Raw genomic sequence first — 13056 nt, 5'->3', positions numbered from 1 at the left:
TGTTGATAAAATCAAAATATAAAATAAACAAAGCCGTTTTTAATCAAACGGCTTTGTTTATTTGTATTGCAAAATGAAAATCAATTGATTACAATATTTTTATATTTTATTTAGGATTATGTATCATAAAAATTGTTAAGCTCAAAATATTGTAAGAAATTGCAAACTAAAGTTTTTAAAGCTGTAAATACGCATGATTCAGAAATTTTTAGCAGCAATTTTATCTGTCTTATTTTACCCTGCGTTTTTTATCTCATTAATTATTTTTCATGGGATTCAAGTGTTTTGCAGACATTTAATAGGCAAAAAAGCGCATACTAAAAGTGTTGAAATACTCAACTTTTTTTTATTACGCTGCATTAATTTAGTGGGAAATACCACGACATACATAAATAACCAACATATTCCTGAAGGGAAACCATTGTTAATTGTTTCTAACCATCAGAGTATGTTTGACATTTCAATGATTGCTTGGTACATGAGGAAATATAATCCGAATTACATATCAAAAATTGAGTTGGGTAAAGGAATCCCAAGTATTTCGTATAATTTACGTCATGGTGGTTCCGTATTAATTGATCGTAAAAACAAAAGGCAATCGTTACCCGTAATTATGAATTTTGGAAAACGCTTGCAAGCAGAAAATCAAACTGGTGTAATTTTTCCAGAAGGAACACGAAGCAGGGATGGAAAACCAAAAAAGTTTAATGAAACTGGATTAAAATTACTAACGCGAAACATGCCCGATGGGTTTGTAGTGCCAATTACTATAAATAATAGCTGGAAACTGATGAGATACGGCTATTTCCCCGTTGGTGGTTTTAGCAATATAACACTGGAAGTACACGAACCGATAGCAATCGCTTCCTGTAATTTCGAAGATTTAAAAGAAAAAGTAGAGCGCCAAATTACAATGGCAATAAATTAGAAAGCATGGCTTTAGATAATATTAGATTAGAGGTAATGAATTTGTTGGAACGCAAAATTGACGGTTTTGTGGATACTTTTTTAGTGCCCATTGAAAAAGTATGGCAACCCACTGATTTTTTACCCGATTCACAAAATGAAGATACTTTTTTTGATGAAGTAAAAGAACTCCGTGAACTTGCTAAGGATTTACCCTATGATTTTTGGGTTGTGTTAGTTGGCGATACCATTACCGAAGAAGCCCTACCTACCTACGAATCCTGGTTAATGGACGTACAAGGAATTGACCAACACGCCAAAGGTGGCGAATTTTGTGCCGAAGGAGGTGGCAATGGATGGTCTAAGTGGGTACGCTACTGGACCGGTGAAGAAAACAGGCACGGTGATGTCCTAAACAAATACCTTTACCTATCTGGGCGCGTAAATATGATTGAAATTGAACGAACCACGCAACATTTGATAAGCGATGGTTTTGATATTGGTACCGACCGAGATCCTTATAAAAATTTTGTTTATACCAGCTTTCAGGAATTGGCCACCAATATTTCGCACAACCGAGTAGCCAAACTAGCCCGTGAATACTCCAATAAATCATTAGCAAAAATGTGTAAAATTATTGCTGGAGATGAAATGCGTCACTTTAATGCTTACAGTACTTTTGTGGACGAAATTTTTAAATTAGACCCTAGCGAAATGATGATTGCCTTTTCCGATATGATGAAAAGTAAAATCATTATGCCTGCGCACTTTTTACGCGAAACCGGTCAGGCTATTGGAGCAAAATTTGATGAATTTTCAGTTTCAGCTCAAAAATTAGGGGTGTACACTGCTCATGATTATGTGGATATTATGAAGCGCCTTATTGGCAAATGGGATATTGAAAATTTGACTGATTTAAATGATAAAGCCGAACGCGCACGTGATTTTGTTATGAAATTACCCGCTCGTATGGAACGCATTAGTGACCGTTTAGTATTGCCTGACGAAAGTCCAAAATTTTCGTGGGTAAACCCAGCCGTTGTTAAATCTTAATTTTCAGTTAAATAACATGCACAACCCCAAACACTTGATTGTTTTGGAGTTTTCTTTTCTAATCCTCTTAATTTTATGGAACAATTACTTGAAAAAACGAAACATTTTGTTAAAACTGAGCTCGCTTACGCAGAAGGTGGACACGATTGGTTTCACATACAGCGCGTATATAATAATGCGTGTTTAATTGCAAAAACCGAAAAAGTAGACGTTTTAATTGTTCAACTTGGTGCTTTATTACATGATATTGCAGATTCAAAATTTTATGATGGTGATGAAACTATTGGTCCTAAAAAAGCGTATGCTTTTTTAGGTGAACAACAGGTATCAAATGAAATTATAACACATGTGGTTGCCATAATTGAAAACATATCCTTTAAAGGCGGAAATTTTACGCCCACATTTGCATCAAAAGAATTGGATGTAGTTCAGGACGCAGATCGCTTGGACGCCATTGGCGCCATTGGTATTGCCCGAACTTTTAATTACGGAGGTTTTAAAAATAGGGCAATTTACAACCCTTCTATTGCCCCCAATTTAAGCATGACAAAAGAGGAGTACAAAAAATCTACAGCTCCAACAATCAATCATTTTTATGAAAAATTATTACTCCTCAAAGATAAAATGAACACCCCAACGGGCAAACAATTAGCAGCCCAACGCCACGAGTACATGGAACAATTTTTAAATCAATTTTACAATGAATGGGAAGGAAAAGTATGATAAAATGATAGCTTTAGCATCAAGTATCAAGCTACTTTTCTCCATCATCTTTATCCTCTTCTTCTTGTAAGTCAGGGGTATCAATAGATAGTTCATCAATAGAATCTTGCGCTCTTTTAGCAATTGCTCTACGCTCTTTAATTGCTTTTTTTCTTTCTTTTTCCTGTGCTTTTTGAGATTTTTTGTCCGATGTTCCTTTAACACCAACTAAAGCTCCAGGAGATTTTTTCTTCCCTTTCTTTAGTTTAACTTTTTTACCACTAAAACATCCGTATCCTTGAGAGCTTGAACAATTAGTTAGCAGTATGCTAAATGCAAAAATAAGACAAGTAATTAATTTTTTCATAAGTAATTAGATTTGGGGACTAATACCGTTTTCTTACATAAATAACTCTATACCATCCTTGTTTAGTATACCGCTAGTTAGGCTTAACTTAAAAGATTTAAGCTTTAAAATATCCAAATAGCTACTGATTAATCTATATCAGTTATTCTTATATATAATCACAAACTGCTTACTAGCTATAAAAACAATTATGCAAATATACTCAAATTTAAAATGAACCAGTGGCAACGTTTATTGTCAATAATCTTCCCCCATTTATTCACTAGAAAACCGCATTTTCTGCAATAATTTTATTTGCCATGATTTTATCTTTTTTATTAACCCAAAACTACGCTACTAAATTTCCAATTAAAATGAACTAGTTCAAGAAAATTTGGCATTCTTTTTTCGAATTTTACTTAAAAATTCAGCCGACATGCCCAAATAAGAAGCCAATACGTATTGTGGTACACGTTGCACAATGACTGGATATTTTTTTAAAAACTCAGCATAACGCTCTTCAGCAGATTTTTCCAAATTGACCAACACTCTTTGTTGCGAGTATGCAAATACTTTTTGAGCTGCCAATCTAAAAAAACGCTCAAATTTTGGAAATTGATCACAAAGTTTTTCCACATCGTTATATGCAATTTGCTGGATTGTAGTTTCCTCCAACGCCTCGATATACAAAGAGGCAGAGGTTTGCACAATATAACTATTAAAATCACTAATAAACCAATCCTCTACAGCTATGGAAATCGTGTGCTCCACTCCTGCAGATGTGACAAAATAAGATCGTAAAGTACCTTAACTACATAAGTTTGATGTAAGCATGCGGTATTAGGTTGAAGTATAAGGCTTCTTTTTTTTAACTTGGTTGTAGTAACAATTGCACAAAACTGTTGGACTTCAGTTGCCGTCAAAGTCACGTACTTTTCAATATTTGCTAGTATGCTTTGATAATTTTCCAAATAAGTCTTTTGCATTTACCACTCGCAAAAAGGGATTGCTATTAACTTTGAATTGTAATACTTGGCATCACCCGTAACCTCTTTGCCCAACCACAAAGGTTTTTCAAAAAATTCATTTTCCTCGGAAAGCTCCACCTCAGCAATGATTAAGCCTTGATTGTCATCATAAAATTCATCTACCTCAAAAATATGATTCCCTACGGGAATTTCGTAACGGGTTTTATGGATGCTTCCTTTTTCACACAAAGGCAATAAAGATTCAGCTTCGGCTACAGTAATTTCTTTTTCCCATTCAAAACGCGATGTTCCACTGGCATTGCCTTTCCCTTTTACGGTTAAAACACCCTGATTTCCCTTTATACGGATACGCACACTCCTTTCAGGATGGCTATTTAAATAAGCCTGAATAATACGTGTTTTTTTATGCGCTTCACTTTTAAAACCTAGGGAGGTTACCAAAAATTTTCGTTCGATTTCAATCATTGGATCTGATATATTAATCTATTAATGATAGTTGAATGCGTTTTCTTGCTTCATCAACCTCAACCACGGTCACTATTAATTGCTGATTTAATTTCACAATTTCGTTTGGATCTTTTACAAATTGATTGGCTAATTTAGATACATGGATTAATCCACTTTCCTTAATTCCAATATCCACAAAGCATCCAAAATTAGTGATGTTATTTACAATTCCTGGGAGTTTCATTCCTGTTTTTAGATCTGAAATACTACGAATACTTTCGTCAAACTGGAAAACTTTTAATTGCGCTCTGGGATCCAATCCTGGCTTTTTTAATTCCTCTATTATATCCTTTAAAGTGAGCAGCCCTACTTGATCATTCACATAATTCGATAATGGAATAGTTGCAACTAAAGCTGCATTCCCAATTAAATCCTGAACTGAAACATTTAAATCTTTAGCCATTTTACTCACAAGTGCATAACGCTCAGGATGAATTGCAGAATTATCCAAAGCATTTTCTCCATTTTTAATTCGCAAAAAGGCAGCTCCCTGCTCAAAGGCTTTAGCACCTAATCCTTTTACTTTTTTTAATGCTTTGCGAGAAGGGATTCCTCCGTTTTCCGTTCTAAACGCTACAATATTACTAGCTAATTTAGGTCCTATACCCGAAATATAGCTTAACAACGACTCGCTTGCCGTGTTTACATTAATTCCCACCGCATTTACACAATGTGATACCGTAGTATCCAATTCTTTTTTTAATAATTGTTGATTCACATCATGTTGATACTGCCCAACACCCAGTGATTTGGGATCAATTTTAACCAATTCCGCCAATGGATCTGCTAACCTACGGCCAATAGAAACTGCGCCCCTAACTGTTACATCATAATTGGGAAACTCAGACCTGGCAATTGGCGATGCTGAATAAATAGACGCGCCACTCTCATTAACCATAAATACTTTTATATCCTTAGAAAAAGGAATTTTACTCACAAAATGCTCAGTTTCCCGAGCCGCAGTCCCATTACCCACAGCAATTGCTTCTATCTTGTAAGCATTTACCAAACTCTTTACCTTTTTAATGGCCTCAGTAAACTTCTGCTGGGGAGGGTGCGGATAAATAGTTTCGTTATGAACTAACTTTCCTTGCGCGTCCAAACAAACCAATTTGCAGCCAGATTTAAATCCAGGATCTAGTGCTAAAATTCGTTTTTCTCCCAAAGGAGCAGCCAGCAATAATTGTTTTAGATTTTCAGAAAAAACGCGTACTGCAGCTTCATCCGCCTTTTGTTTGGCTAGTTGCATGGTCTCATTTGCTATTGCTGGAGCCAACAAACGGCTATAACTATCTGCTACTGCTTCAAAAATAACATCAGTACAAGCTTCATTATTAGAGGTGGCAAAAAATCGGTCAATATGATCCAGAGCCTCTTCCTTTTCTACACTTACTTTTAATCGTACCACGCCTTCTTTTTCCGCCCTTAACATAGCCAATAAACGATGCGATGGACAGCGCGAAAGCAGCTCGTTGCTATCAAAATAAGCTTGATATACCAAGGCTTCCTTTTCAGTTTCCTTTCCCTTTATGACTTTTGAGGTAATTGTGGCTTTACGCTGATACAGTCTACGTAAGGAATTTCGGGTAGCAGTATGCTCACTCACCCATTCAGCAATAATATGACTGGCACCAGCTAATGCTTCCTTTTCCGATGTTATTGATCCTTTAATAAACTGACCTGCCCTACTCCTCAAATTAGTTTCTCGCTGTCCCATAATTATTTTTGCCAATGGCTCCAGTCCAGCTTGTTTTGCTACCGTAGCTTTAGTTTGACGCTTTTTTTTATAAGGCAAATAAAGATCCTCTAAAGCAGTTAAATTTTCTGCGGAAGCTATGTTACTTTTTATTTGATCTGTTAAAAATCCTTGTTCGCCGATTGCCTTTGCTACTGCTTCTTTTCTTTTTTGAAGCATTTGAAAAGCTTCCCATTGCTTTTTAATAGACTCAATTGCTACTTCATCTAAATTTCCAGTAGCTTCCTTTCGGTACCGCGAAATAAAAGGCACCGTGCCACCATCATTTAGTAATTGCAAGGTGCTTTTTTACATGTGTTTGCGGTATTGATGTAGCTTTGGAAACAAAGGAAAGTTCAGAAATTCCAGTTGTTTTACTAGTTATTGCACTCAATGGAGTAACGATTTTAAAATTATTAAAGTTAAATGTACTAATCTGTTTTTAACTCCCCATTGAAAAATTTGAAATTTTAGTCACGTTTGCAAATCCGCTCCATTTTAATTCCTGAAGCTGTAGTTATTTTTAATAAATAAACACCTGAACTGAATTTAGTTAGGTCTACTAAATTTATGCCTGTAACAGTTGATAAGTGTACTCCATTTAAGTTAAGGAGTTCCAACTTCAAAATCGTTTCAGCCTTAGTCACTAAAACTTTGCCTGATGTTGGGTTGGGATACAAAGATAATTCTTGCTCCATAAAAGTATTTTCTGTAACATTCAACGTATTTGATTCTGTAGTATTTGAAAACGAGTTTGGTATCCCTTCAGGAAACATAAAATCCCCCAACGTCCAATTAGTAGGATCATAAATCATTTCTGCGCAAGCGGAAACCATACCATTACAGTCAGTACCAGCAGCATAAAAACCACCATTATTCACCACAAAAGCTGTTTTTCCTGGTTCTAGCCCTGTATTTTGAAGTGTTGCGGTATCGGCACTCAACGAATCATCTTCGCCAATAAAGCTTAAAAAAATGCCAGGGGCATCTCTGGTTCCTGTATAAGCATAAATTTGATCGTCTCTGGTGAGTGTAAAACCTGCATTATCCTCAGTAGCGACACCTGTCGATGCCGAAATAAGAAACCCATCATTATTACTCGGATTCGTAATGGTGATTACCGTACCTGATTCGATTAGCGAACCCGTATTATTTTCCCATAAAACCTGTCCTTCGCCATTGGCAGTTGCAAAGCTAGCTCCCGTCCATTCATCATCATCAAATCGTATAGTTGTTCCTGCTGGGCAATCATCTAAAAAAACGAATGAAAAACCCTCATTATTACCTGAAGCTCCATTGTAAAAATAACCTACAAAGGCAATATCTCCTGGATCATTAATAGTACTGTCCTGCACTTGACTGAATACAGTTCCAGAAAAAATAAGATAAATTAGTAGTGTTTTTAAAATATTAGTTTTCATAGCCTTAGTAGATAAATGTTAAAAATTCAAATATAAGACTTACATATCAAATAGCTGCTTTTCAATATTTTATACCTATACAACATATCAAATTATACTTTTGTAGTACTGGCAGCGTTTAAACAGTGATATTTGTCTTATTTTTACTTTTAAGTTAAATGTGAATGCATCAATTTTTTTAGTGAATGCATTGTTTTAATGAGTCAACGGAGAAAAACAATTACTACAACAGCTGATAAACAGCGAGTTCCACACTTAAAGTGTAGAATTTTTCCACACATTTGCTCACTTTACCCAATAAATTAATTTTTTAAATAAACAATTAAAAACACGTTAAACCCCCTTGTTCGTTGGGTTTACATGGATTTTAAGCCTTAAAAAAAATAATGGCATAACTATTTCTATACTACTAATACTCAAACTTATTTACACAATATTTAAACATTGACTCAATGAAAAACTTAAAACTAACAGCTCTAGCAGCTATCGTCGCTTTCTCAACACAAGTGTTTGCAGCTAATTTTTCAGTGCAGTCAACAAATAATGATATACAGTTAGCAATCGAAGATTTCTTGGAAATTGACGTTGCTACCTTACCAAAATTAGTTGTTGAAGCTGTACAAAAAGAACATGAAGGAGCTACTATTTCTAAGGCGTTTGTTAATCAAGATGGTGCATACAAGTTGGTTCTTGATACACAAGGTGAAGATTCTACCATCTTATACGCTAACGCTAAAGGAGAGTGGTTAGACATGGAAACTAAAGAACAAGAATAGTTTTCGATGTTTTTGAACGATATCAAACCTAAAATCACTTACTGTCCAAGACGTGTTTTTTAGGTATGATATAGTTTATATGTTTAGTTCGGTTTGGTCGTTCATGTTATTGAACGACCTTACTCATTATATCGTATTCATCTTTTAAAATAAAATATACTTATTTAAAAAAATACTATCTTGAAACTTATTTTAGTATTTGAAAAAATATTAAGCGTTAACGTCGATAGTTTTTATGAAGTCCAAACATATTTTAATTGTAGAAGATGATATTTCTTTTAGTAATTTACTAGAAACTTTTTTAACTAAAAAAGGATTTCAGGTATCAATTGCTGGCTCGTTTGAACAAGCCAAAAAGAAACTTTTAGAACATACAATTGATTTGGTACTATCGGATATGCGTTTGCCCGATAGTGAAGACCTTGAAATTATACCTTTCGTTAAAGAGCATGACAATACTACTATAGTAATGATGACGAGTTATGCCGAAATTAATCTTGCTGTAAATGCCATAAAATTAGGAGCTATTGATTATTTGGAAAAACCAATTCAGCCCACAGTATTGCTTTCCGTTATTGAAAAAGCCTTTAATAGCAAAACAACACCCGTAACTGCGCCTAAAGAAATTAATTCTAAGCAAAAAACGGAGGCTGGATTATCTACCAAATTTATTAAAGGTACCAGTCCTGCTTCTAAAAAATTACATGAATATATTGAATTAGTGGCTCCAACTCCTATGTCCGTACTCATTATAGGCGAAAGTGGTACTGGAAAAGAAAACATAGCCAAAACTATACATGATTTGAGTACGCGATCAGATAAACCTTTTGTGCCTGTTGATTGTGGCGCGATACCAAAAGAGATTGCTTCAAGCGAATTTTTTGGACATATTAAAGGATCATTTACTGGAGCACTATCGGACAAAAAAGGCCATTTTAGCACGGCTAATGGTGGCACCCTATTTTTAGATGAAATAGGAAACCTGAGTTATGAATTGCAAATACAGCTTTTACGCGCTATTCAGGAACGCAAAATAAGACCCATTGGAAGTCAAACAGAAATTAATGTTGATATCCGAATTATAGCAGCAACTAATAGCAACTTAACTAAAGCGGCTGAAAAAGGCAATTTTAGAGAGGATTTGTTACACCGACTTAATGAGTTTTCAATACATGTTCCTTCTTTACGGGACAGGCACGAGGATTTATCGCTTTTTGCAAATTCATTTATTGAAAAATCAAATGTAGAACTAGACAAAAATTGCATTGGTTTGGATGACAAAACACTTGATGCCTTTAAAAAATACAACTGGCCAGGTAATTTACGAGAACTTCAAAATGTAATTAAACGTGCTGTTTTACTTTCGGCTTCAAATCAACCAATACAGGTAAACACCTTGCCAGAACATATAAGATCAAGTAATGCAATTAGTGAAACGCTACCCCCATTACAAAGTTCAGAAAATGAGACGGTACTTATTGAACGTGCATTAAAACTTACCAACGGCAATAAAGCCAAAGCAGCAAAGTTATTGAAAATTGATCGCAAAACATTGTATAACAAATTGAAACGATACAATATTAACCTGAACTAAATTAGGAGTTATTTTTATACCTCAACCCCAACATCGGTTGCCATAAATAATTCCAACTCTCCTATGGTTGTTTTTATTGCTTGTAACGTTTCATCACACAAACCATAAAAGCCGATAGTTTCATTTTCTTTAGTTCGTTCAATTACTCTGAGGTTTTTATACACTGATTCGGCTTTAACTTGCGTAAACATAGGATTCATTTTATGTGCCAAATCCTTTAATGTTTCAAAATCTTTTTTAGAAATGGCTTGCTCCCACTTTACAATACGCTCCTGAGTAATCACTAAAAATGTACCTAGTATTTTTTTTACTGCATCCATATCCTGTTCTAAAAATAATGACATATCGGTCAAATCATAGCTTGAGGTGACCAAGTTTAATTGTGGCAATGATCTTATTGATGACGGTAAAATTTCTACATTAATAATTTCTTTTATAGTGGCTATCAAATGATCTGGTTTGTAAGGCTTTAACAACCGATTAGCAAAGCCTTTTTCAATATATTCCTGAGCTGACTTTTCGGTATTTCCCGTAAGGGCAACTACAGGAATTTTAGCAGTAATAGGGTTTGCATTTAATAACTTTAAAAAGTCAAATCCATCATGAATTGGCATTTGAATATCCGTAAAAATAAGGTTTGGCTTTTCATTTTGAGCAAAAGCAACTGCTTCTTCAACATCATGAAACGCTGTATGTGGTATTTTATAATGATTTAAAATTTCTTGCAAAAAACCTAGTTGGTATGAATCGTCGTCTACAATTAATATATGAATGGATTTTATACTTACTAAATCTTTACTTGTTATCGCGTTTTTTTGTTTGGCTTCTTGCGCAGTGGTATTCGTTTCCTGCAAAGGTAAATAACAAACAAAAGTACTCCCTTTACCTAATTCACTTTCTAGCGTAAGTGTACCTCTTAGCAAGTCTACCAAGCTTTTAGTAATAAATAATCCTAATCCAAAACCTTCATAAACTGTGGTGCTAATATCACCTTGAGAGAATGCATCAAAAATATGTTTCTGTTTTTCTTCTGTAATTCCAATTCCTGAGTCAGAAACCATAAACTTCAGGTAATTTTTTTGTTTTTAGGAACTAAGTGAGCATCAATTGTAATAAAACCCGATGGTGTAAACTTATAGGCATTACTAATTAAATTTATGGCAATTTGCTTTATGCGGTAAGGGTCGCTTAAAAAAAGCCTTTTAAGTGCCGCATCAATATTGACATCTATTTCGAGGTTTTTTACGTCTTCCGAAGGAATTGATTGTTTAATAGCATTTTCAATAACCACGCTTGGCTGAAACGTTACCGATTCAATGGATAATTTTCCTGCCTCTACTTTTGAAAAATCAAGTAAATCATTTACCAAATGCAGCATATAATCTGATGATTTTTGCGCCTGATTAATGTAATGTAATTCCTTTTCCTGTATGTTACTATTTGAGAGCAGTTCTAAATATCCTAAGATACTATGCAAAGGTGCGCGCACATCATGCGTCACCATATTCATTAGGTTTTCCTTACTTTTTAATAGCTGTTCCGCATAAGCTTTTGATTCCGCTAACTGTTGCTGCTGTTTGGTATTCTTTTTTACATCCTTATTAATAAAATAAATAAATGTAAGCGCAGTTAGTAATGACAATAGTGTAGAAAAAAGTATGATTCGCGAAGTTTGGGAAAGTACTTTTTGAGATTCCTGCTCCCGTTTAGCCGCTAGCTGCAACTCCTGCCATTCCAAATCGGTTAGCATGGATCGCATTTGTGAGGTTAATACACGGTCATTTTCAATAATCTCCTGCTCTTTGGATTGTATTCGTTTTTGTATCGCTTGTTCTTTCCGTGCCAGTTTTATAAGCACATTGGTTACTGACTCCGCAATAGAATCCACCGTTTTATTACTGATTTTATTTTCATTATCTCGTTTTGAATAATCGAGTAATTTGATTAAATAGCGTCTTTGGTGAGGTTTGAACTCTTTAAACCTGTTTGTGTACTTATAACTTTTAAAGGTAGGATCTACCTGTTTTAGTTCCTTAACCGCTGCGGTGTAAAAATCCTCAGTACTTTTTGTAGTATAAATTTCGGTGAGTTGCGCAACACTAATATTTTTCCGGCGTAGCAAGTCTTTGATACTGTTTATTTGAATCCTTCGGCTACTATCGGGATATTTTTTAACTAGCTGATCAATAGCGTCATTAATTTCTTCCACTTTTGTTTGATACAAATCAAAGTCTGTTGAATCTTTTTTACTAATTAAATTCCTTCCTAACGCTTCAATTTCATACAAATTAGTTATGGTTTTGCTAATCAAAAAAACATGCTCATTCCTATTAGGCGCCCCTTTTGTAATATTGGCGAAGTTGGACAATTGTTGGTAAAACAGCACAAAAGCAATGACACTTAACGAAATCGCCAAAAGGTAACTGATAACTAGTTTAGTAGTAATTTTGTTTTTTGAAGTAATCATTTATATAAGGACTGCTATTACTTTAACGCTTTTTTAAGTTTTATTAATATATGATCATCTTATTTTCATTACTTTTGTTTCAAACTTTAGGGGTGTTCATTAAGTTGAACTGAGAAATACCCTTTGAACCTGATACGGTTAGTACCGACGAAGGGAAAAGTCAGCACCAAGTGCGTCTATTCTTTTTTAAACTATATTATTTAGTTTATTTCTAAAGTTTATAAAATTATTAACGGAACGCTTTTAGCTTATTGCTACTAGCCAAAATCCTAAAAATGATACATATAAACGTTAATCACAAACCTAAAACAATAGCACCCACCACCTCATTGGACACGCTTTTAAATCAATTAGCAATTTCCAAACAAGGTATAGCGGTAGCTATTAATAACCAAATAATTTCAAAAAATAATTGGAAAGAAACCCAGCTTAATAATAGTGATGCCGTTACTATTATTCAAGCTACTCAAGGGGGGTAAATTCAGCCATTTGCTATTGGCTAATAGCCATTAGCTTCAACCACGAAAAAACAAATATTAATTGCTAAAAGCCAAAAGCCG

Annotated in this window: 13 protein-coding genes and 1 riboswitch; of the genes, 6 read left to right on the top strand and 7 right to left on the bottom strand. The window is 34.6% G+C overall.

Annotated elements, in window-relative coordinates; all coding sequences use genetic code 11:
- The first annotated feature begins 193 nt into the window (after window positions 1-193).
- The 3 genes from GMC_RS0115535 (at window position 194) to GMC_RS0115525 (ending at window position 2682) form a co-directional block, all read left to right on the top strand.
- Window positions 194-928: a lysophospholipid acyltransferase family protein gene (locus GMC_RS0115535; protein WP_010523015.1), complete on the top strand. Its 735-nt coding sequence runs from the start codon at window positions 194-196 to the stop codon at window positions 926-928.
- Between the two features lie 5 nt (window positions 929-933).
- Window positions 934-1959 (top strand): acyl-ACP desaturase, encoded by a 1026-nt coding sequence (locus tag GMC_RS0115530; RefSeq protein ID WP_010523014.1) that lies wholly within the window; start codon window positions 934-936, stop codon window positions 1957-1959.
- A 75-nt stretch (window positions 1960-2034) separates the two neighbouring features.
- Window positions 2035-2682, top strand: coding sequence for an HD domain-containing protein (locus tag GMC_RS0115525; RefSeq protein ID WP_010523013.1), 648 nt, complete (start codon window positions 2035-2037; stop codon window positions 2680-2682).
- 31 nt (window positions 2683-2713) lie between these two features.
- On the opposite strand, the gene GMC_RS0115520 is transcribed toward GMC_RS0115525, so the two are convergent.
- The 5 genes from GMC_RS0115520 to GMC_RS0115495 all read right to left on the bottom strand — a co-directional run bounded on the left by GMC_RS0115520 (window position 2714) and on the right by GMC_RS0115495 (window position 7659).
- Window positions 2714-3028 (bottom strand): hypothetical protein, encoded by a 315-nt coding sequence (locus GMC_RS0115520; RefSeq protein ID WP_010523012.1) that lies wholly within the window; start codon window positions 3026-3028, stop codon window positions 2714-2716.
- Window positions 3029-3391: 363 nt separating this feature from the next.
- Window positions 3392-3778, bottom strand: coding sequence for a Crp/Fnr family transcriptional regulator (locus GMC_RS20130; RefSeq protein WP_010523011.1), 387 nt, complete (start codon window positions 3776-3778; stop codon window positions 3392-3394).
- Window positions 3779-3993: 215 nt separating this feature from the next.
- Entirely contained in the window at window positions 3994-4461 is a 468-nt protein-coding gene (locus tag GMC_RS0115510; RefSeq protein WP_010523010.1) for a CYTH domain-containing protein, read from the bottom strand.
- A 13-nt stretch (window positions 4462-4474) separates the two neighbouring features.
- Complete coding sequence (locus GMC_RS20125; RefSeq protein WP_010523009.1) at window positions 4475-6538, bottom strand: Tex family protein; 2064 nt, start codon at window positions 6536-6538, stop codon at window positions 4475-4477.
- Window positions 6539-6708: 170 nt separating this feature from the next.
- Entirely contained in the window at window positions 6709-7659 is a 951-nt protein-coding gene (locus tag GMC_RS0115495; protein WP_010523008.1) for a T9SS type A sorting domain-containing protein, read from the bottom strand.
- Window positions 7660-8111: 452 nt separating this feature from the next.
- Between GMC_RS0115495 and GMC_RS0115490 the strand changes: the two genes are divergently transcribed.
- Complete coding sequence (locus GMC_RS0115490) at window positions 8112-8435, top strand: hypothetical protein (protein WP_010523007.1); 324 nt, start codon at window positions 8112-8114, stop codon at window positions 8433-8435.
- Window positions 8436-8670: 235 nt separating this feature from the next.
- Window positions 8671-10029, top strand: a complete 1359-nt coding sequence (locus tag GMC_RS0115485) for a sigma-54-dependent transcriptional regulator (protein ID WP_010523006.1) — start codon at window positions 8671-8673, stop codon at window positions 10027-10029.
- Between the two features lie 14 nt (window positions 10030-10043).
- On the opposite strand, the gene GMC_RS0115480 is transcribed toward GMC_RS0115485, so the two are convergent.
- Together GMC_RS0115480 and GMC_RS0115475 are read right to left on the bottom strand one after the other, a co-directional pair.
- Window positions 10044-11090, bottom strand: coding sequence for an ATP-binding response regulator (locus GMC_RS0115480; RefSeq protein WP_029489830.1), 1047 nt, complete (start codon window positions 11088-11090; stop codon window positions 10044-10046).
- Window positions 11091-11095: 5 nt separating this feature from the next.
- Entirely contained in the window at window positions 11096-12496 is a 1401-nt protein-coding gene (locus GMC_RS0115475) for a sensor histidine kinase (RefSeq protein ID WP_029489829.1), read from the bottom strand.
- Window positions 12497-12574: 78 nt separating this feature from the next.
- Window positions 12575-12669, top strand: a riboswitch (TPP riboswitch).
- Between the two features lie 102 nt (window positions 12670-12771).
- Between GMC_RS0115475 and thiS the strand changes: the two genes are divergently transcribed.
- A complete protein-coding gene (gene thiS, locus GMC_RS0115470; protein WP_010523005.1) occupies window positions 12772-12975 on the top strand; it encodes a sulfur carrier protein ThiS in 204 nt (67 codons plus the stop codon).
- The last annotated feature ends 81 nt before the right edge of the window (window positions 12976-13056 follow it).

It is taken from the genome of Aquimarina agarivorans, from assembly GCF_000218485.1.
GTDB lineage: Bacteria > Bacteroidota > Bacteroidia > Flavobacteriales > Flavobacteriaceae > Aquimarina > Aquimarina agarivorans.
This window is presented reverse-complemented; position numbering and strand designations above follow the sequence as displayed.

What these genes read in the sequence shown, in the direction of transcription:
- thiS (WP_010523005.1), top strand. Translation starts at nt 12,772, where the DNA reads ATGATACATATAAACGTTAATCACAAACCTAAAACAATAGCACCCACC.
- GMC_RS0115490 (WP_010523007.1), top strand. Translation starts at nt 8,112, where the DNA reads ATGAAAAACTTAAAACTAACAGCTCTAGCAGCTATCGTCGCTTTCTCA.
- GMC_RS0115480 (WP_029489830.1), bottom strand. Translation starts at nt 11,090, where the DNA reads ATGGTTTCTGACTCAGGAATTGGAATTACAGAAGAAAAACAGAAACAT.
- GMC_RS0115475 (WP_029489829.1), bottom strand. Translation starts at nt 12,496, where the DNA reads ATGATTACTTCAAAAAACAAAATTACTACTAAACTAGTTATCAGTTAC.
- GMC_RS0115535 (WP_010523015.1), top strand. Translation starts at nt 194, where the DNA reads ATGATTCAGAAATTTTTAGCAGCAATTTTATCTGTCTTATTTTACCCT.
- GMC_RS0115525 (WP_010523013.1), top strand. Translation starts at nt 2,035, where the DNA reads ATGGAACAATTACTTGAAAAAACGAAACATTTTGTTAAAACTGAGCTC.
- GMC_RS0115520 (WP_010523012.1), bottom strand. Translation starts at nt 3,028, where the DNA reads ATGAAAAAATTAATTACTTGTCTTATTTTTGCATTTAGCATACTGCTA.
- GMC_RS0115495 (WP_010523008.1), bottom strand. Translation starts at nt 7,659, where the DNA reads ATGAAAACTAATATTTTAAAAACACTACTAATTTATCTTATTTTTTCT.
- GMC_RS0115530 (WP_010523014.1), top strand. Translation starts at nt 934, where the DNA reads ATGGCTTTAGATAATATTAGATTAGAGGTAATGAATTTGTTGGAACGC.
- GMC_RS0115485 (WP_010523006.1), top strand. Translation starts at nt 8,671, where the DNA reads ATGAAGTCCAAACATATTTTAATTGTAGAAGATGATATTTCTTTTAGT.
- GMC_RS0115510 (WP_010523010.1), bottom strand. Translation starts at nt 4,461, where the DNA reads ATGATTGAAATCGAACGAAAATTTTTGGTAACCTCCCTAGGTTTTAAA.